Below are 20,587 nucleotides of genomic sequence, written 5' to 3'. Positions count from 1 at the left end.
TTTATTATAATTCTTTTTCAATTAATTGCAACTATTTTTTGTTTCTCCAAACAATATTATTCTAAAGTAAAAATAAAAGTTAATTATAACTTTTATTTTTACTTTTTTTTAGTTTTGTTTCTTCTGCACTTTTAATATTATTGTTTCAATCTTTATACATAAAAAAGATAAATCCTCCAAATAAAACAAGAAATAACACAATAATAATAGTCAATGTAATAATTAATCAAGTTGCCATTGCTTAGTTCTCCAATCCTTCTTGTCATATTACAATTGGTACTGGTTTAATTTTATATTTTTTTAAAACAGTAACCGACAAAACACTACATCCTAACGGAATAATAATTCCTAATAAGACTGCTAATACTGATAATCATCAAGGTTTTGATAGCCCCGAACTAATAAAAGCATAAAACATAAAGACACTATTAACTGCTAATAATAATGGTGTTAAATACGAAATAGCAAATTTATATGTTTTACCAATTTTAATTCATGAGTGTGTATTATTATATGCAATCATTATTGGTAAATTTTTGTAAATATGAACAAATAAAATAATTTCAACTAAAGCCATCACCAGCATGTTAACACTACCAGCTAAAGCTTGGAATGAGTAAAGTAATTGATTAGTATCTTTAAACATCAATACTAAACCAATTGTTGCCATTAATATCATTAAAATAATAATAACATACTTTTCCTTTACCTTGTAATTTGAAAAAATTCCATTTATAACAACTTCAATCATTGCAATAATACTACTTAATCCAGCAAATAATAGTGCTGTAAAAAATAAAATTCCTAAAAAATTTCCAAAACCAACAAAGGTTTGTTTATTAATAACATTAAAAGTTTGTGGAAAGACATTAAAAATAAAACTAGCACCACCATCCTTTGGAAAATCTTCATCAATTGCGTTGGTATAATCATCAATCGTAATTAATCCCGAATTTTGTTCATGAACTAAAATTCCTGCTGAACCAAAAACCATAATTAATGTTAAAAGCGAAATTGGAAAAATTTGAAGTGATAAAATATATGCTTTATTCGTATTATCCTGTGTTTTTGGCGCTGCACCAGCAAATAACATCATAAATCCTGATCCGACGCAAACAGTAAACACACCTAATCTAAAGGCATCACTTCATACTTGCAAGTTGCCAAAGGAACTTAAAGTTTTTTCCGTTGGCATTAAAACTGTTCCCAGTCCTTGTAATGCTCCTGGAATTGTTAAAACATAAATTGCTAAAACTAATAAAATAACAAATAAGACTGGAATAAAAATAACATTCGCTTTTTCAATTCCTTTTGCTCGAAACATCACAATTGTCCCAACAATAATAACAATCGCAATAAAGGCTAAGTATGCTAATCATTGAAAATTAGCATTACCGGTCACACCAATTCCACCAGGATTTAAAATATTATTATCAAACCATAACGGTGTATTAATTGACGATGTAAAATTTAGTATTAATGAAATTAAAAAATAACCAATTAATACAGTATAGTAGTTAGCGACAATAAACATAAAAGCTGATTCAAACCAACCGATAAATCTACTTGCTTTGGGGTTTTCTTCATCAAAAATATTAATTAACGATTTACGACGCATATTACCAATGTTAAATTCCAAAATTAATAACGGAATCCCACAAGTAATAATTGCCAAAATATATAAAACAAAAAAGGCTAAACCTCCATTTTGTTTTAATAAGGTGGGGAATGCCCATACATTACCAAGTCCAATTGCTGCACCCAATGTGGAGACAATAAAACCAAACTTGCTAACATGCTTCTTTTTTCATTTTCTTTAATTCCTTTCTTTTAAAAATAAAAAACAATTACTAATAAATTATTAATAATTGTTCTTAACTAATGAGATTTCTTTTGTTTAATAAAAAGATCTCGTTGCATTACTTTATCAAATTTTTCTTATTATTAATTCTGTATCTAAAAAATTGAATAATAGTTTTATAGTTTAGAAAACTAATTCTGAAACAACTATCACCGTGTTCAGAAATCATCGTGCACCAAATACTCCTGCAAATACTTGATGCACATTTAAGAAAAATATTGATAGGGAGATGCCTTCCCTGTTTGGTAATGACATTTTCCATCGCTTATATTAATAATTTTTACAATAACTGGGTAAAAATAAAATTTTCAAAGATTTCGTTGTTGATAAATGTTTGTTATTATCATCTTATTTTGATATTTTATAAAAGATAAGAAATAAACAATAATCACAATTGGGCCTATGATATAAATATATTGAATTGGTAAAATAACACTAAAAAAACTAAACCCGATTAAAATGGCAAACAATAATTGATAATAAACTTGTCAAGCTTTTCAAGATTTTTTATTGCAAATCATTCTAATCATCCTTTAATAGATATATTATAACCATAAAAAAATACTAATTCTACTTTTTTTCAAAAAATTAGTATTTTTTATTTATTTAACTTGTTTTTGATAAACTGATGCTTTTGTTTTATTTTGTCCAAATTTTTCAAACTTAACAATTCCATCAATTAAGGCAAATAAGGTATCATCACCACCACGCCCAACATTTGCTCCTGGGTGAACTTTTGTTCCACGTTGACGATAAATGATTGATCCTGCTCTAATTGTTTGGCCATCAGCTCTTTTTGCACCTAATCGTTTTGAATGTGAATCACGACCATTTTTAGTCGATCCTACTCCTTTTTTTGAAGCAAATAACTGTAAGCCTAATGCGAACTTTATCATTATTCTTCAACCTCCTTTACACTAATAAATTTTTGATATTGCTGATAAATTGTTAAAAATTGATAATAAATTGTTTGTAACACAACTTGTAAGTCAGCACTATTATTTTTTACTGTAATAATAATTAATCCTTCTTTAACAATGAATTGACAACTATTTGATTTAATTTGATCAATTGCATTTAAGCCACCAGTTGCAATTCCTGTTATTGCGGCACAAACAAGGTCTTTACCATATTCAGCTGCTTTAGCATGACCAGTAATTTCAATTTTCTTAATTTTTTGTTCAGTTTTAGTAATTATAATCTTAATCATAATGTTTTACTTGTCACTTTGTTTTGTTTTTGATGCTGGTTTTTTTGCTGATGTTGTTGATGTACTTTCAGCTGCTGGCTTTGCCGCTACTGGTTTTTTATCACCTGAAGAAACTACTTTTGTTGTTACTTTTTTTCCGTTGTTACTAGTTTTTTATCAGCAACAGGTTTTACAGTTGATTTTGCAGCAGTTGTTGTTTTTGCTACCACAGGTTTAGTTTTGGCATCTGTTGTTGTTCCTTTAGCAGAACTTGATAACAAAATTTGATCAATTTTAACTTTTGTATATGGTTGACGATGCCCATATTTTTTATGTTGTGTTTTCTTTGGTTTATAATGGAAAACAACAATTTTCTTTTGTTTTCCTTGTTTTAAAATTGTTCCTGTTACTGATGCCCCTTTAATAAAAGGAGTTCCTACTTCGCCATCAATCATTAAAATTTCAGTGAAATTAACTTTTTCACCTTCATTACCATTTAACATTTCAACAAATATTTCATCACCTTGAGAAACACGAAGTTGTTTCCCCCCAGTTTTAATTATTGCAAACATTTTTACACCTCCAGTTTAGACTCGCCTTGTAAGTAGATAAGTATTGCATATCCTTTAGGTACTTAAAAGTCAAAGGGCGGTTGAAACTGAAACAACCATAATTAATTATATCGTTATCTTAAAAAAAATCAATAAATTTTATGTTTTTATTAAAAATTAATTATTCTTCAGATTGTAACACAAGTTCTTCTTTTTTATTAACAATTTCATCATTCTTCACAACTATCGCATATTTTACAATCTGGATCTAAATCATTAATTTTATTGCATTTTTTTCCACAATCACAAGTGATTTCACGATATGTCCCCATAATGTTTATATACGTTCCCATTTCTTTGCACTCCAATCTTTTTGTTAATTTTATTCTTCTTTTATTATTACTACATATCTTTTTTTATTATCGACTATATGTTTCATCTTCCTCACCTTGTTCAACAATAAATTTTGAATTCGTTTGTTTTATTTTTTTACTATCTTCTGGTAAAAAGTTATTAACCTCATTAAATATTTTCTTATATTCATTAGCATACTCTTGATTATATCCTTTATTATTTTCAATATTTTTATTTCTTACATTAAATATTGGTTCTAATGCTTCAGCATCAATTTCAGCATTAATCCCACTATTCACATAGGTTTCTAAGGTTTCATCAATATAGTCAAAAATTTTAGTTGATATTTTAGTAGTTTCATTTTTATTAAAACCAAGTTTTTTTAAAAATGTATTAAGTTCTTTTTTAACTGCTTTATAACTTCTTTTAAAGGTAGATTTTATTTCTGAAATAAATTTCATATTAAATTTCCTTTTTTTATATAATCAAAGTAATTTATTTTAAAAATATTACTAATATTTTTAAAATCATCTACATTATGCTTGATTTTACAATTTTTATTATAAAGTGTCAATAAGATATGATAAAGAAAGAATTGGAATAGTAATCTTTTAATTAAATTTATTTTGAAAATCAGCAGATTTTAATATTTGTTTTCTTAAAAACACGATATAATATATATAATTTAAGGTAGATGAAAAAATGAAACAAAAAAAGTATCGACAGAATCCTAAAATTAAGCGAATGTTCCGAATTAAAGGTGAATATGAGGCAACAAAATTAGCACAAAATTTTGTCCGTTACATGACCAATCCCTTTCAAGATAAACGCATTCGAAATGAATTAATTGATACTGAAAATAAAATTTATATGACTGATATTAGCAATGATGATGATAAAACATATACTATTGCAATTAGTACCCAATTAGATTACCAAGAAGATGCTGAACGTGTAAAAGAGTTAGTAAAAGACTATGTTGATAATGACTTAGATTTTTTATGATATACAATTGGCGAACAAATTGATGAAAAAGAGCAAGCTTTTTTTGAATCATTAGGATTTATTCAAAATGAAATCTTAGTTGGAATGGTCCTTGATTTAACAAAATGAAAAAAAGTAAAATTAAAAGTTGATAAAAATCTTAAATTCCGACGTGTTAATGATAATAAACGATTAACTGATTTTAGTAAAATTCTTGAAAGTGCAATGGGACCAAAAAGTTGAGATTATGCATTTTATAAAACTTTATTAAAATTAAATAAAAATAAAGATACTGCTGAAATTGATTTATTATATAAAAATGATCTTCCTGCAGCAACTGGAAATATTTACTTTGAAAAAGATATTGCAATTATTGATGATATTTCAACTCATCAAAATTTTCGCCGACAAGGATTAGCAAAACTAATGATGAATCACTTAATTAATCGTGTTTATAAGCAAGGTTACGACTTAGTTGGATTGATTGCAACGTCACAAGGATATAATGTTTATCGCAAATTAGGATTTCGTCCAATTAATTTATATTTAAGTGAATACATCACAAAAACAAAAATCACTAATTTAAGTCAAATTGCCACAAAAATTAGTCGTGGTAAAATTAAACATCTCCAAACATTAAATCAAACAGCAATTAATAATATGGTAAATAATTTTAGTTGTAAAAAATGTAATAAAGAAATCACTGATAATAAATATTTAATGGCTTTCAAAGGATTAAGTGATTTTGCTATTAATAATTATCACCAAAATTGTTATAGTTTTTCAACAAAAGATAAATGAGTAATTTTAGTTGAAAAAGATAATAATAATTAAATTTACCCTATCAATAAATAATTTTCAATAAAATAGGCACATAAAATTGTTTTTTATGTGCCTATTTTCGGTATTAAAACCTTGTTATTTTTTTTGTTGATGTTTTACTTTTAAAACTTTTTTAGTTCGTAAATCTTCTTGATATTCACTAAAATATGGATCAGGTTCATTCACTAATTTATTCCGATATTTTTTTCAGTAGTAAACTAAAATTGGAATAATAATTGCTGCTGAAATTAAATCATTTAAACCAATAAAGATATAATAGAAAATTGGATTTCCAGTTGCTTGACTAACCCCAAAACCAATTCCAATTAATGGTAAAATTACGACAATTGAACGTAAACTACTTGTAAATGTTGCTAAAAATGAACGATTAATTCCTTGGAACAACGTTAAAGCAATATAAGTTAACGAACAAAATGGATAAGTCATAAAGTTTAAAACAATTCATCAACGATATTTAATCGCATATTTTTCAGGAAAAGCAAATAGCATCATCATATCTTTTCCAAAAATAATAAAGACAATTAACATTAAACAAAATCAAATAATAATTAATAAACTAACACGTTTTAAAACTTCTCAAATTCGAGCATTCTTTTTCGCACCATAATTATAAGCAATAATACTACGAGCACCTTGTGTAACACCAACCCCAGCCGATAATACTAATGTCATTCATGGCACAATTGAAGAATAAAGTTCTTGTAAAACAGCAACCCCATTATGATATTCTTGGTTTGGTAATTGAACAACAAGAGATGTCGCAACATAAGATGTAACTACTAAAGCAGCATTATTAATAAAATTTGGTAGCCCTGCTTTAGTAAAATTAGCAATATTTTTTCCTTCAATTTGGAATAAATCATTTCAGTAAAATTTTGAATAACTATTTTTTGTTTTAAAAACAATAATAAATCCTCAGATTACTTGTACTGTTCAAGAAAAGACTGTACCTAACATTGCTCCTGACATACCAAGATGACAAACTTTCATAAAGAAAATTGCTGCTGCAGCATTAATTAATAATGAACTTAAAATCATAATTATTACTCATTTCATTCGTCCTTCACTACGAATTAATGACATAAAATAATAACTTAAAAACATCATTGGCGCGACCGCTAACATTGGAAATGAATATTCTCAACATAAACTTTCTGTAATTGGATTATAATGTTTTCCCATTTGAGAAGTAATAAAAATAGCATTTCACCCTGGAAACACAATACAAAAAATTGCAAATGCTACCATTACTGAAAAAAGAACTGTTAATGAAAAACCATTTCCCGCAATCCGGCGCATACTTGGAATATCCCGTTGCCCATAAGCAATTGAAAAATTCATTGCACAACCCATTCCAATCATAATACTAAATGACCATTGTAAATTATATGTTTGTGAAGCATATTGAGTTGCAACATTAATAAATGACCGCATATCGGCTAAAAGAATTTCTGTAACATTAATATTTTTTAACGAATTATATGCATCAATATAAAATTGGTCATGAATTAAATCAGGTGCGGCAAATGATAACACTAAACTTTTATCAATAATATTATACAGCCCTTGTACAATCATTAAAAAAACAGTTGGAACACAAAAGTAGGCTATTGTTTTTCAAGGTTTTTCAAACCGTAATTTTTTTTCACGAACCGTTAAAACTTCTGACAAATTAATTTCCCTCCCCTCAATAAAAAAATAAAAAAACCTTACGATGTAAAGTAATTTTGAAACTACATTAATAATCTTTGTTATAATTATAGCTCAAAAAAAATATTTTACTAAGGTTTTTTAACATTAATTATACTTAATGCACTTGCTTTACCAAAATTTTTATTAACTGAAAAAACAACACGATCGTAAATTTCTGTAATATTTGTTACAAATGGTTTAATCGTAATTAAGATAACTTTTTCTTCAAAAGCACGATAAGCAATTTCTTTAATTTGCGCATTACCATTTTCTAAACTTGCTAGCATTGGTTTTTCCATTACGGTAAATTGATAATAATTTTGACTAGAATTAATAATAGCGCCTGAAAACACAACCTTACCATAATTTAGAATTGTAATCTCATCGGTTAAATCTTGTAATTCAGTTAAAATATGTGAACAAATTAAAATTGTTTTACCTTGATTTTTAACTTTAATTAAATCATTGAATAATTCTTGACGAGCAGTTAGATCTAAATTAGCAGCTGGTTCATCTAAAATTAATACCTTTGGATCAGCGATTAATGCTTGTGCTAACAAGACTTTTTTCTTCATTCCTAATGAAAATGTATTAGGATTTTTAGTTCGAAATTTTCATAAATTTAGATTTTCTAAAATTTCCTTTGCTTTTACTTTTGCTTCTTTATACTTAACATCTCGTAAATAACTTATTTCAATTAAATATTTATAAACATTTAAGTGCTTTGGAAATCAAGCATTTTCAGGTATATATCCAATCAGTTTCTTTGCTGATGGTGAAATAGATTTTAAACCATTAATACTAAAATTACCACTTGTTGGAATAATGGCCCCAACTAATGATTTAATTGTTGTAGTTTTCCCAGAACTATTTGGCCCAATAAAACCATGAATTTTCCCTTTTGCAACATTAATATCAATATCATCAACAGCTACAAATTTTTTAAATTTTTTTGTAAATCCATGAATCTCAATTGCTAAATCAGGATTTGGTGTAAAATTACTTTTTTTTGTTTTCATAACTATACAAAATTCTTTCTTGTAATTCATCATAATGTTAACCCTGCTAATGCAAGAGTTACTAATAAATAACCTGTGTACAATCCAGCTAAACTAGTTAATGTTACTGGTTTATTAAAGTCCCTCATTAAAAAATAATTTGTTTTTATATTAGAATCACTTGTTTGATAAATAACACTATCAATTTTAACATCTAAATAATTATTAATTGGTAACAACATTGTTGCATCGATATCGTTTGTTCCTGATACACTAGCACTAGCATTTCCTGTTCACATTACAACTCATTGTTGTCATAAATTTAAGTATGCCATTAATTTATAATTTGTTTGAGCTTTTTTAACACTATTTAATTCATTTTGTGACTGTTGTTCATTATCATGAATAGCATTATATCGACCATATATTCCTTGTTTTGACCAATAAGACATTTGCGCAATAAATTGAGTATATAACGACATAACTGGATCATTAATATAAACATTTTCATTATATAAATTATGGGCCAAGAATTCATGAAAATCTCAATAAAAATTAATAAATCTATTTTAACTATTTTTTGACAATGTGTTAAAAACAAGAGATGCAATTCGACTTGGTGCAAGGATTCCTCCTAAAATATAACTATTTTTTGGATAACCAAAAATTGTCGGTGAAAAAATTGATTTATCATACATTGTTTTAATAATTTGATAAATATTTTTTGTTGTTTTAGTTTTTAATTTTGTTTTATCTAAAACATATAAATAAATTTTAGAATTAGATGATGGTTTTGTTCTTGACAGCGTAATTAGTTATTGTAAACTTACATCATTATAAAAATCAGATAAAATATTAATTCCTTTATCACTATTATTGGTAAATGTAACTTCGTTACCTGTTTGTAGGTTTAACAACATTAAATTTATTTGACTTATAACCATCAAATTCTAATACATTAGTATTAATTAATTTAGCTAATATTGGATAATCATTTGGTGTTTTTTTAACTTCTGCAACAACATCGTCTCAAGAAATATCTTTTCCATTATTTTTCCATTACATTATTAGGTATTTTAGTAATCACTAAATCAATATTTCGTGCTAGCGAAGTCACATCAAAATCTTCCATATTTTCACTACTATTAGAAAATGACATACTAAGTTTATTGTCCATTACACTTCATACTGGTTAACCAGTCGGATTTAATAAATCATCGTATGTTTTTTTTAACATCAGAGTCCTTAAATTTAACTGGATTTTTTGCTAAATCCGCGGTTTGGATCAAATATTGTGATGCGCGATCACCTTTACTTGCATTATAAATAAAAGGAATCATTGCCCCAATTACGGTTAAAAAACCAATTGTAAATAAAATACCAATAACACCTTTTGCATTTAAACCACAAATTAAAATACCAATTGTAGTTAAAAATAATTGTAAAATAAAATTTGTTAAAATCATAAAGTTAACTTTGCTTAAAATTACTTTTCCAATTGCTGTTCCTTTCGGTCCCATGGCTAATAATAAAATTGGTGGTAATAATAAAATAATTAGTGAATAAATTAAGCATAATAACTGTAAAGCTAATTATTTTTCAATAATCATTCTTGTTCGCGATATTAGAATTGATGAAAAAATTAATAACGTTCCATCATCAATTTCATCACGAATTAACTGTACCGCTTTAAAACCAATAAACATTGATGTTAACCCAAAGTATAACATATATCAAATCCATGAATAAATAATAAATAATGATTTAGCAGCATCAGTATAGTCTCCACTAGCGACATCTCTCATTCCTAATCCTAATGATAAAACCATAATTATTCCCACTGCTAATTTTAAAACAAACATCACCCATGTTGATGGTGCCTTTAACATTTTAATTAAAGTATAACGAAACATTTTTAATGAAAAAAATGAACTATCTTTTTATTTAAATCCGCTTTTTTTCCTTGCGTTGCTTCGACTGTTTTATTATGAGTCATAATTTTCCTCCTATTTCATTAATTTCATAATATATTTTGTAATTTTAAAAACTACAAAATAATTATATAAAAAAAGACTTTTGTTTCTTGTTTTAAAAAAATTAATATTAACAAAAAACTTGAAGTTTTTCTTTTTAATCTTTATCAAATAATTTGTTTGCCCGTTCTTTCGCTTTTTCTTTTTTAATTCTTTTAATTGATTCCTTAATATGACTTCGCCGAACTTGTTTTTTAAATTCATCAATTTCTGCTTTACGTTTTTTCTTATAACCAGGTTTAACTTTTTTATTATTATCTTTTGTCTTATAACGATGAATAATTTTATTAATTTCATTATCAACCACAAGAGAAGAATGTTTTTTAGACTTATCAATACTAATAACTGTTTCAACCAATTCTCCCTGTTGATTTCATTTCTTTGTTTTAAAAGTAATTCCCTTTGAAATTAATTGTTGAACTAAAGTTAAATTTTTCGTATTATAAAGAACATAACTATACCCTATATAATTTGCCCGCCCAGTACGCCCACTACGATGAATATAATATTCTAAATCATTTGGTAAATCAATTGAAATAACATGACTAACACCAATAAAATCAATCCCACGGGCTGCAATATCACTTGCAATAACATATTTATATTCTAAATTTCGAATCCGTTTAACAACTTTTGTTCGCAATCGTGGTTCTAACCCTGCGTGTAATTGAACTACAGAATAATTATGTTCTAATAACAAATCATAATACTTATTAATGTCTGTTTTTTTATTAACAAAAATTAAACATAAATATGAATCAAATGTTTTTAAAAGTTTTAATAAAATTGTTTCTCGTTCTTGATGCTTCGTTGGAATTAAAATATGTGTAATGTTTTGATTTGTTAATTGATTGGCATTTAAATCTAAATAATGTGGATTTTTTAAATATTTGATTAAAAAAGGTTTTAACTCATGCGGAATTGTTGCAGAAAAAACAGATACTTGAACATTAGAATTAACTTTACTCAAAATATAATCAACATTTTCAATAAAACCTAAATCAAAAAGCATATCACATTCATCAATAATAAAAGTTGTTAATTTACCTAAATTTAAACTTTGTTGATCAAATGAATCTTTTAGCCGAGTTGGAGTGGCAATAATAATGTGCGGCTGTGTTCGTTGTAATTGTTCAATTTGACGTTTAATATCTTCGCCACCAATAAAATAATTAACTTGTAAATTTGGTTCAAATTTTTTAAAAAAACGAATATTATCATAAATTTGTTTTGCTAATTCACGTGTTGGGGTCACAATAATGGCTTGAATTTTCACTTGCTCATAATTTATATTATTTAAAATTGGCAAACAAAACGCAAATGTTTTACCAGTTCCTGTATGCGCCTTGCATATAACATTTTGATGTTTTAACAATAATGGAATTACTTTTTCTTGAACAATAGTTGGTTCAACAAAATTTAATTCAGCAAGACCGAAATTTAAAAACCGTTTAAAGCCAAATTGATTAAAATTACTCATAATTTAACCCTCTTTTCTCACCTTCCAAATTATAACATATTTAAAAAATGAAATTATTGCTAATTTCATTATAATAACTTTTATTTTTTACCAACAGGTACTAATTTTTTCACAACTGGTTTTTTATTATTCTGCGTTTAAAAAAGTTCTTTTTGTTTAATAAAATCTGCTTCAGCATTAACAATTAAATTATCTCATCGTTCTTGTTCTCGTGCTAATGTTGTTGGCGTTTCACGTCCTTTGCGAACAGCTTTATTCATTTTTTTCAGTGCCTTTCTAGCTCCTTTTATTGTTTTTTTCAATTTTTTGTCTGTGTATCTAAATATTCAATTGAGTAAGGATGTGTCATTGCTTTTATCATTTTTTTGTAACATATATCCCAATTAGGATTAAAACAGGAATAGCAACTAATAACACAATTAATAAACTACCAACTACTTCAGAAAAATTTGTCCCTGCTTCTAATTCATAATTTTGGGGTCATTGAATCACACCACTATTATTAACATTACCCGGTTGTTGCAATCATGTCATTAAATCAATTCCTTGCCCACCATCAGGCACAACAATATTTGAATATCCTCAAATAAATGACCGGGATGATACTAACCGCATTAATTTTCCAATTCCCAATTGGGTTATTAACTGATAACCATTTCCATTAAATGTTTTAATATCATTAATATTAACCGGCAATCCTTTTCCTTCTCAATAATAACCATCATAGTACATTCCTAAAAAAACTAAGGCTAAAACTAAAATAATTAATACAATAATTCAAAGTTATACTTCATTTACCAAATGATTTCATGATCCAACCTCTTCTCTTTTATTATTATAGTTCTAATTATTTCAAATTCTTAATCTTATTTTTCTATTTTGTAAAAACAGGAAAAATATTAATAAAAACTTTAAATAAAACAATAACTAGAAAATCTAGTTATTGTTAACATTACTTATTTTTTATCCCTACTTTTTTCAAAGGTTTTTTTGATGCTGCTTTTTTAGCAGGTGTTTTGTCTTCCTTTGAATTTAACATTTGAATGGTCTTTTTTTTACTTTGTGCTTCAATTGTTTTTCTCTGTGTTGCTGTTTTTCCTAAACGTTCTGCAATTAATCTTTCTGCTGTAATGGCAGTTATAATGGCAGTTCCATCTTTTGCCCGATAATCTGCTGCTGTTTTTGTATAAATATCTCCTACTGAACGATCAATTGATCTTTTCATAGCTGGAGTTGAATCAACAACTGCTTGTGATTTAATGAATAATCATTTTTTTTCTGTCGCATTTTTTGCTACTGGTTTTTTCGACTGGGGCACCTTTTTGCTTTTAGCTTTTGAGCTTACTGGCATACTCAATCTCCTTTCATAATGAAATCAAACCAATGTTGGTTGCTAGTGTTAAAATAGCATTAATCATTAGTTTTTGCATTAAATAATTTTTTATCCCAAATTGAATTTAGTATTTAAGATAATTGTAATATTTTAAGAAAAAGATAAAATTTTTACTTAAAATAGACGAGTTAATTATATCAAATTTAGTTCGATTAATGAATAAGTTTAAGATATTATTTTAAAATGATAAAAGACATTTTTAGTTATGATATCATATAAGTAGATAAAAATGGATTGGTGAAAAAATGAAAGTTGTAAAAGTAACACCTCGTGGTTATTGTCTTGGTGTTGTTAAGTCAATTAAATGAGCAAAAGAAGCTGCTATTAAATATGCCGGGCGACAAATTTATATGTTAGGTTATCTTGTCCATAATAAACATGTCATTGATGAAATCGTTAACTTAGGTGTTATTCCTGTTAATGATTTTAAACTTAATCGCCTTGAGTTAATTCAAACTTTGCCAGATAATGCTGTTGTGATTTTAAGTGCTCATGGTAGCGATGATCTGATTAAAGATGTTGCAGTTCAAAAAAATATTACACTTGTTGATACTGAATGTGAATGAGTAACAGTTACGAAAAATTTAATTAAGGAATATTTAGCAAAACCAGATTATCAAATTATTTTTATTGGGAAGCACTTTCATCCAGAAACAAATGCAATGTTAGCACTTAGTCCAACCATTAATCTTGTGACAACAGAACAGGAAGTTGCTAGCATTTTACCCAATCTTGATCCAACCAAAAAGATTTTAATTACAAACCAAACAACGCTTTCTAAAATTGATATTGAAGCAATTGTTGAAAAACTTAAAACTCTTGTTCCAAATGAAATTATTTTTAAAAATGATTTATGCAATGCAACATTAGAACGACAAAATGCTGTCCTAAGTTTAGATCCAACAACAATTGACCTTTTACTTGTTGTTGGTGATGAACGTAGCAGTAACACCTTAAAATTAGTTGCAATGGGTGAACAAATTGGTATTGAATCATATCGCATTAATGATAAAAGTGATATTCAACCAACTTGGCTAGCAAATAAAACTTGTATTGCTGTTACTGCTGGAGCATCAACACCTAGTATCATTCAATTAGAAGTAATTCGTTATTTAGAACAAATATAAAAAATATTATTAACGATAGTTAATAATATTTTTTATATGATATGGAATAATTGTTAAAGTTGGAAACTTTCGTGTTAAGTATCCAGCAAAAGCAGCAGTAAAAAAATCTTCCATATAGTGGTTGAAACAAATAACTGCTAATTGTTTTTCATTTGCTAATACTCATTGATCTCATTTAACTTCACCAGTAATAAAAAGATCAATATTTTGGTCAATATTTGCAATCAGATTACCTGCTGCTCCTGCTGCTAAAGCAACTGTTTTAATTGGTTGATCTAACGTAGGTAAATTATGCTGTACTGTTGTAATTTTAAAAATTGCTTTTAATTTCATAATAATTTCATCAGCTGTTAAACTGATATGACCAATCTTTGTTAAATTATCATCAAATGCAACAATTTTTTGAGGATTTAATTCTTGTAAAATCAATTCATTCATTAAACCATCATAATTGGTATGTAAAGCATAAACAGCAATTTGATGTTTATTAAGAAGCTCAATAATTGTTTGTTTATAATGAATGCGTTGAATTCTTTTTTTCTTGCCAAAACAAAAAGGATGATGGGTTATAATAACATTAATTTGCTTAGCTATTGCCGCTGTAATTACTTCACTCGTTAAATCTAAACAAACCATAATTTTTGCTACAAAATGATTTTTACTTCCATACTGATGACCACTATAATCTCATTTACAAGCTACTTTCAATGAAAAATCAGTTTCAATTTCTTGATATAATTTTTTAATTAACATTAAATCACCTTGTTAATCATTTTTAGTTTTGCTTTAATTTCTTGATAACGCTTAGTGTTTGAAGGAATCTTGTTTAATAATGTTAAATAATAATCATTTTTTAACAATCATTTTTCTTGAAAAAGTTTATTATGTTCTTTGCGAAGACAAGGACCAAAATATAAGTCTTTGTTATTTTTAACTTTTTGACCTGTACTTTTATTAACAACAATAATTTCATAAATAATATCATTTTCTTTAATTAATAATTCTTTTTCAACAAAGTATTTTTGTTTTTTAATTCATTCTCGTAATAAAAATGGATCATCATTAGGACATAAAATATAGCGATCAATTAAATCAGAATCTTGTTGCAGAATGGTTAAAATTGTTGCACTTCCTAATCCTGAAATAATACATGTATCAATCTTAATATGGGAAATTCCTGCTAAGCCATCTGCTAAAATTGGGGTAATAAGTTCTTCAGTATGATATTTTGCAATATTTTTTTTTGCTTGGTTTAATGGTTGTTCAGCAATGTCGCAAGCGTAAGCTTTGGTAATTAAATTTCCTTTTGCTAAATAAATTGGAATCATTGCATGATCTGTCCCAATATCACAAATAATATCTTTTTCATTAACTTGTTTAGCAATTAATAATAAACGTTCCGATAATCTATCCATTTTTAAAACCTCTATCCTTTAAAAAAGTCTTTTAATACTTTTGCTTTTGAGTTAGCTTGGTTTGGTTTAAACTTACGAATTGTTTTTGCTTCAATTTGACGAATTCGTTCTCGTGTAACTTTAAACTCTTTGCCTACTTCTTCTAATGTTTTTGGCGAATCATATTTTGATAAATGTTTATCAATTAACGCATGTTTTTGACTTTGTACTTTTTCAATTGGTGTATCATAGTGAATATCAAGTGATTTAACTGTTTGGACTAATTCAGGAAAAGTTTCATCTTCGCATTCTTTTGCTAACCGTAATACTGTTCGTAACTTTGTTGGTAAAAGTCCAAACCGCATTCTAATTACTTTTTCTTCTCGGGCTGATAAAATTTCATGGAAAACTTCATCAATTACTTCTCGTAATGATTCTTTTTCAGCATATTCATCCGGTGTAAAAATATCTTTATCATCAACAAAATCACCAAAATGAGTATCATCCTCATCACCAATTGGTTTTTCTAATGAAACCGGTTCAATTGATAATCTTTTAATTTCACGAACTTTTTCGCCAACCATTCCTTGCCCCATTTTTTCGGCAATTTCATTGTAACTTGGTTCGCGCCCTAATTCTTGTGTTAATTGACGTTCAATTCTTGTTAATTTATTAATTGTTTCAACCATATGAACAGGGATCCGAATTGTTCGCGCTTGATCAGCAATTGCCCGTGTTGTTGCTTGTCTAATTCATCATGTTGCATATGTTGAAAATTTAAAACCACGCTTATAATCAAACTTATCAACAGCTTTCATTAACCCGATGTTTCCTTCTTCAATTAAATCTGAAAAATCTAATCCCCGGTTTAAATGTTTGCGGGCAACTGAAACAACTAACTTTAAGTTAGAAGTGATTAATTTATCCCTTCCAAAACGTATTTCTTCTGGATCAGATGATTCTAGCATTTTGGCATATTTAATTTCTTCCTCACGAGTTAAAATCTTACTTGTTCCCAAAATATTAAAGTAAGCTTTAATAATATCCTGAATTTTTGTTTCATTTGAAATACCACCAACTTTATAACGTAATTTTTCATCTGGTTGTTTTTTTGTTACTTTTTCTGGTTCAGGAACTTCATTTTCTTCTAATTCTTCTAAATTAACATCACTAAATTCAACACCATTAGTGACTAATTCTTCAAAATATTCTTCAACATCATTATCATCAACTTCAAAATGATCATTAATTAATGTTATTAATTTTTCTTGTTCAATTTCATTGTTATTTTCTTCTAAATATTTATTAATATATTCTTTAAATTCATCAAAAGATTTCATATCTCTGACTTCTTTTTTTGATAATCCCATTCTCTCTACCCCTTTTTAAATTTTAATCGTTGATTCAACTTGTCAATTTCCATTGAAATTGCTTGTTTCTCAATTAGATTACTTGCTTTTTCTAACTTATTTCATAGCATTGCAATCTCTTTTTCATTAGCAAAATCATCAATTAAGAGCGCATAGTCTTCTAATTCTTTCTTATTATATTTAATTTTAATCGTTGATTTATTAATAATATCCATTAATATTTTTTTTAAATTTGGATCATTTATTTCATCACACAACATATTAATTTTAACATTTTCTGCCCCCAAATGTCCATTATAATAAGTAATTATATCATTTGCTAACAAACGATAACCATCAAAATTTAAATTTCCAATTTTTCTTTGATAAAAATCCGCTGCTTTACGAGAAGCAAGTAATTGTAAAACCATATTTTGCTCCGCTAAAAGATATCGCTTTAAATTTTTAATTTTATATTTTGTCTTTTTAATTACAACAGTCTTGCTTTGCTGTGGTTTGAACCTTGTTGATAACCTTTGCTGATAATTATTATCGTTAGTTACATTAGGAATTGGTTCTGATGTAATAGGTGAAAAAACTGCTTTTTGATATGATTTAATTTGCCCAATTTTTGTTGTAATTGTTTCTTTCGATATTCCTGTTATTTTAACTAAATTATTAACCGCTAATTCTTGTTCCAATGGATTTGGACTGGCTTTAATTAAAGGTGCCACAATATTAAAAAATTCTTCTAATTCATTTGCTGCTTGTAAATTAAATTTATTTTGAAAATAATCAAGAGCAAAATTAATTGGATGTTGGGCATTTGCTAACATTGTTTGAATTAATTTCCCTTGACCACTATTAACTAATTCGTCAGGATCTTGCTGAGTTTTATTCAAGACAATTTTAACTTTTAGATTATTACTTAACAATTTAATTGCTGCTTTTAAACTAGCATGAATTCCAGCCTTATCGCCGTCCAAAAAAAGTAAACATTCATTCGTTAATCTTTTAATTTCTTTTAAATGATATTCACTTAAATTAGTTCCCATCAAAGCAACGGTATTTTTAATATCTAATTTTTCTAAACTAATAACATCCATATATCCTTCAAGTAAAATTAGATTATTTTGCTGACGAATAAAAGGTTTCGCCCGGTGAATATTATACATTAGTTGTTCTTTCTTAAAAACCTTTGTTTCAGGAGTATTAAGATACTTTGCTACTTGGCTGGTAGTTTTAATTACTCGCCCAGAAAAACCGATAACATAACTATCTTTATTTTTAATTGGAAACATTAGGCGATTATTAAAATAATCATATATTTTACCATTTTTAATTGTAATTAAACCCGCTTGTTGGATATCATTAATTGAATATCCTTTTTTAATTAAAAAATGGTACAAATGATCAAAACCACTTTCCGCATAACCAATCTGAAATAATTCAATTTCAGTATTATTAATGTTCCGTTTTGTTAAATATTCTTTTGCATCATAAGCTTTTTTTGTTTCTAAATTATTACTAAAGTAAGCACTTGCTAAGGCATTAATTTCAAAAATTAACTGTTCACTTTGATCATATTTCGGTTTTTCTTGATAAGCAGTTAATTCATCTAATGAAATATTGGCCATTACTGCAACTTTTTTTAACGCTTCAATAAAACTAATATTTTCATATTCTTGTAAAAAAGTAAAAACATTGCCACCAGCTGAACAAGCAAAACAACGATAAATTTGCTTTTCTGGTGAAATACTCATTGAAGGATGTGAATCTTGATGAAAGGGACAAACTGCTCAATAATTACGACCACGTTTTTCAAGCGATAAATATTCTGACATTACGGTAACAATATTTACTTTTGACTTAATTAAATCAATTTTTTCATTACTAATTAATGCCATACCTTTCACTCCTTTTAATTATTTTAATGCTGCGGTGAAATAACTTTCTAAATTAGTAATTGCCACTCGTTCTTGTTTCATTGTATCACGATTACGAACGGTAACTTTTTGGTCTTCTTGAGTATCAAAATCAACTGTTACACAAAACGGTGTTCCAATCGCATCTTGACGACGATAACGCTTTCCAATATTTCCTGTTTCATCATAAGTACACTGAAAATGAACTAAGAGTTTTTCATATAGTTGATAAGCCTCGCTGTTTAATTGTTTGCTTAATGGAATCACCGCAATTTGATACGGAGCTAATAACGGACTTAATTTTAAAACAATTCTCGTCTCATTGTCATCAACTTTTTCAACATGGTAAGCATCATATAAAATAGCTAGCATCAAACGACCAACTCCAACAGATGGTTCAATTACATGCGGCATAATTTTTTCATTTGTTTCTTGATTTAAATACGACAAATCATTTTTACTCATTTCACTATGACGACGTAAATCATAATCCCCACGGTCAGCGATCCCCCATAATTCACCTATTCCAAACGGAAATTTATATTCAATATCAATAGTTCGTTTCGCATAATGGGCTAATTCATCAGCATTATGCTCACGAAAACGATAGTTTTCTGATTTTAAATTAATTAATTCTAAAAACTTGGTTACTTCTTTAACTCAATATTCAAATCAATCAACCTTTTCGTTACTATCATAAAAAAATTCTAATTCCATTTGTTCAAATTCACGTGTACGAAAAATAAAATTTCCCGGGGTAATTTCATTACGAAATGACTTTCCAATTTGACCAACTCCAAAAGGGATTTTTTTTCGTAAAGAACGTTGGACATTTTTAAAATTGAGAAAAATTCCTTGTGCTGTTTCTGGGCGCAAATAAACAACTGATTTTTCATCTTCAATTACACCTTGATTTGTTTTAAACATTAATTCAAACTGACGAATTTCAGTAAAGTCATGTCCACCACAATTTGGACATAAAATATTTTTTTCAGTAATAAAAGTTTCTAATTGTTCATTACTTCAACCACCACAATTTAATTTCGGATAATTATCTTCAATTAGTTTATCTACCCGCATTCGGGTTTTACACTTTTTACAGTCTAATAATGGGTCAGCAAAATTACCAAGGTGCCCAGAAGCTTTTCAAACATTATTATTCATTAAAATAGCACTATCAAGACCAACATTATATTTTGATTTTGTAATAAAATGTTGTCATCATAAATTTTTTAAATTTCGTTCTAATTCAACCCCCAACGGTCCAAAATCTCAGCTGTTTGCTAAACCGCCATAAATCTCACTACCTTGAAACACAAAACCTTGTGTTTTTAAATGATTAACAACTTCTTCTAATGTATATTGCATTAATGTAACTCCTTCTTATTTTTTTATTCTCAATTATACTATTATA

24 protein-coding genes and 2 pseudogenes are annotated in these 20,587 nt (G+C 27.2%); 2 read left to right on the top strand and 24 right to left on the bottom strand.

The genetic code is table 4. The annotated features are described in order from the left end of the window. Positions 1-79 precede the first annotated feature (79 nt). The 8 genes and pseudogenes from C6B38_RS09490 to C6B38_RS00610 form a co-directional block, all read right to left on the bottom strand. Complete coding sequence (locus C6B38_RS09490) at positions 80-238, bottom strand: hypothetical protein (protein WP_162475777.1); 159 nt, start codon at positions 236-238, stop codon at positions 80-82. A 3-nt stretch (positions 239-241) separates the two neighbouring features. Continuing rightward, positions 242-1,789, bottom strand: a pseudogene (locus tag C6B38_RS00635) (sodium-dependent transporter); the annotation flags it as partial. Positions 1,790-2,067: 278 nt separating this feature from the next. Beyond that, positions 2,068-2,382 (bottom strand): hypothetical protein, encoded by a 315-nt coding sequence (locus C6B38_RS00630; protein ID WP_105298261.1) that lies wholly within the window; start codon positions 2,380-2,382, stop codon positions 2,068-2,070. A gap of 81 nt (positions 2,383-2,463) precedes the next feature. After that, positions 2,464-2,754 (bottom strand): 50S ribosomal protein L27, encoded by a 291-nt coding sequence (gene rpmA, locus C6B38_RS00625; RefSeq protein WP_105298283.1) that lies wholly within the window; start codon positions 2,752-2,754, stop codon positions 2,464-2,466. Positions 2,755-2,756: 2 nt separating this feature from the next. Then, entirely contained in the window at positions 2,757-3,071 is a 315-nt protein-coding gene (locus C6B38_RS00620) for a ribosomal-processing cysteine protease Prp (protein WP_004028591.1), read from the bottom strand. 260 nt (positions 3,072-3,331) lie between these two features. Next, positions 3,332-3,622 (bottom strand): annotated as a pseudogene (gene rplU, locus C6B38_RS10895) (50S ribosomal protein L21); the annotation flags it as partial. 197 nt (positions 3,623-3,819) lie between these two features. After that, positions 3,820-3,954, bottom strand: coding sequence for a hypothetical protein (locus C6B38_RS11790; RefSeq protein WP_255401048.1), 135 nt, complete (start codon positions 3,952-3,954; stop codon positions 3,820-3,822). Positions 3,955-4,020: 66 nt separating this feature from the next. Next, entirely contained in the window at positions 4,021-4,416 is a 396-nt protein-coding gene (locus C6B38_RS00610) for a hypothetical protein (protein ID WP_105298260.1), read from the bottom strand. Positions 4,417-4,657: 241 nt separating this feature from the next. Here C6B38_RS00610 and C6B38_RS00605 point away from each other — a divergent pair, with 241 nt between their 5' ends. Then, on the top strand, positions 4,658-5,773 hold the full coding sequence (locus C6B38_RS00605; RefSeq protein WP_105298259.1) for a GNAT family N-acetyltransferase: 1,116 nt from the start codon (positions 4,658-4,660) through the stop codon (positions 5,771-5,773). 84 nt (positions 5,774-5,857) lie between these two features. Here C6B38_RS00605 and C6B38_RS00600 read toward each other — a convergent pair whose 3' ends face one another. From C6B38_RS00600 to C6B38_RS00575, 11 genes are all read right to left on the bottom strand, one after another. Further along, positions 5,858-7,453 carry an MATE family efflux transporter gene (locus tag C6B38_RS00600; protein ID WP_105298258.1) on the bottom strand — a complete coding sequence of 532 codons (1,596 nt, stop codon included), beginning with the start codon at positions 7,451-7,453 and terminating at the stop codon, positions 5,858-5,860. 110 nt (positions 7,454-7,563) lie between these two features. After that, positions 7,564-8,493, bottom strand: a complete 930-nt coding sequence (locus tag C6B38_RS00595; protein WP_105298282.1) for an ABC transporter ATP-binding protein — start codon at positions 8,491-8,493, stop codon at positions 7,564-7,566. A gap of 2 nt (positions 8,494-8,495) precedes the next feature. Further along, complete coding sequence (locus tag C6B38_RS10890; RefSeq protein WP_233485451.1) at positions 8,496-9,002, bottom strand: hypothetical protein; 507 nt, start codon at positions 9,000-9,002, stop codon at positions 8,496-8,498. Positions 9,003-9,041: 39 nt separating this feature from the next. Next, positions 9,042-9,170 (bottom strand): hypothetical protein, encoded by a 129-nt coding sequence (locus C6B38_RS11785; RefSeq protein ID WP_255401047.1) that lies wholly within the window; start codon positions 9,168-9,170, stop codon positions 9,042-9,044. A gap of 350 nt (positions 9,171-9,520) precedes the next feature. Beyond that, a complete protein-coding gene (locus C6B38_RS11780) occupies positions 9,521-9,649 on the bottom strand; it encodes a hypothetical protein (protein ID WP_255401046.1) in 129 nt (42 codons plus the stop codon). Further along, positions 9,639-9,992 (bottom strand): hypothetical protein, encoded by a 354-nt coding sequence (locus tag C6B38_RS10885; RefSeq protein ID WP_233485450.1) that lies wholly within the window; start codon positions 9,990-9,992, stop codon positions 9,639-9,641. The genes C6B38_RS11780 and C6B38_RS10885 overlap by 11 nt, the downstream gene beginning before the upstream one ends. Before the next feature lie 72 nt (positions 9,993-10,064). Beyond that, complete coding sequence (locus tag C6B38_RS10880; RefSeq protein ID WP_233485449.1) at positions 10,065-10,334, bottom strand: hypothetical protein; 270 nt, start codon at positions 10,332-10,334, stop codon at positions 10,065-10,067. A 268-nt stretch (positions 10,335-10,602) separates the two neighbouring features. Further along, entirely contained in the window at positions 10,603-11,985 is a 1,383-nt protein-coding gene (locus C6B38_RS00585; protein WP_105298257.1) for a DEAD/DEAH box helicase, read from the bottom strand. Between the two features lie 137 nt (positions 11,986-12,122). After that, positions 12,123-12,287, bottom strand: a complete 165-nt coding sequence (locus C6B38_RS10875) for a hypothetical protein (protein ID WP_233485448.1) — start codon at positions 12,285-12,287, stop codon at positions 12,123-12,125. Between the two features lie 52 nt (positions 12,288-12,339). Beyond that, positions 12,340-12,717 (bottom strand): hypothetical protein, encoded by a 378-nt coding sequence (locus tag C6B38_RS10870; RefSeq protein ID WP_233485447.1) that lies wholly within the window; start codon positions 12,715-12,717, stop codon positions 12,340-12,342. A gap of 220 nt (positions 12,718-12,937) precedes the next feature. Further along, the gene (locus C6B38_RS00575) at positions 12,938-13,336 is read right to left on the bottom strand and encodes a hypothetical protein (RefSeq protein WP_105298256.1); all 399 of its coding nucleotides are present in this window, start codon (positions 13,334-13,336) and stop codon (positions 12,938-12,940) included. Between the two features lie 287 nt (positions 13,337-13,623). Between C6B38_RS00575 and ispH the strand changes: the two genes are divergently transcribed. Next, the gene (gene ispH / locus C6B38_RS00570) at positions 13,624-14,505 is read left to right on the top strand and encodes a 4-hydroxy-3-methylbut-2-enyl diphosphate reductase (protein WP_105298255.1); all 882 of its coding nucleotides are present in this window, start codon (positions 13,624-13,626) and stop codon (positions 14,503-14,505) included. Positions 14,506-14,514: 9 nt separating this feature from the next. Here ispH and C6B38_RS00565 read toward each other — a convergent pair whose 3' ends face one another. Genes C6B38_RS00565 through C6B38_RS00545 form a run of 5 tightly spaced genes read right to left on the bottom strand, consistent with a single transcriptional unit; the run spans position 14,515 to position 20,541 of the window. Then, positions 14,515-15,258, bottom strand: coding sequence for a Nif3-like dinuclear metal center hexameric protein (locus tag C6B38_RS00565; RefSeq protein ID WP_105298254.1), 744 nt, complete (start codon positions 15,256-15,258; stop codon positions 14,515-14,517). Beyond that, the gene (locus C6B38_RS00560; RefSeq protein WP_105298253.1) at positions 15,258-15,920 is read right to left on the bottom strand and encodes a tRNA (adenine(22)-N(1))-methyltransferase; all 663 of its coding nucleotides are present in this window, start codon (positions 15,918-15,920) and stop codon (positions 15,258-15,260) included. Before C6B38_RS00560 ends, C6B38_RS00565 begins: the two co-directional genes overlap by 1 nt. Positions 15,921-15,931: 11 nt before the next feature. Next, positions 15,932-17,269: a sigma-70 family RNA polymerase sigma factor gene (locus tag C6B38_RS00555; protein ID WP_105298252.1), complete on the bottom strand. Its 1,338-nt coding sequence runs from the start codon at positions 17,267-17,269 to the stop codon at positions 15,932-15,934. Between the two features lie 5 nt (positions 17,270-17,274). Further along, positions 17,275-19,155: a DNA primase gene (dnaG, locus tag C6B38_RS00550; RefSeq protein WP_105298251.1), complete on the bottom strand. Its 1,881-nt coding sequence runs from the start codon at positions 19,153-19,155 to the stop codon at positions 17,275-17,277. Positions 19,156-19,173: 18 nt separating this feature from the next. Further along, positions 19,174-20,541 (bottom strand): glycine--tRNA ligase, encoded by a 1,368-nt coding sequence (locus tag C6B38_RS00545; RefSeq protein ID WP_105298250.1) that lies wholly within the window; start codon positions 20,539-20,541, stop codon positions 19,174-19,176. Between the last annotated feature and the right edge of the window lie 46 nt (positions 20,542-20,587).

It is taken from the genome of Spiroplasma sp. ChiS (assembly GCF_002968355.1).
GTDB classification, from domain to species: Bacteria; Bacillota_I; Bacilli_A; order Mycoplasmatales; family Mycoplasmataceae; genus Spiroplasma; species Spiroplasma citri.
The sequence above is the reverse complement of the archived record's forward strand: the minus strand, read 5'-3'. Positions and strand labels throughout refer to the sequence as shown.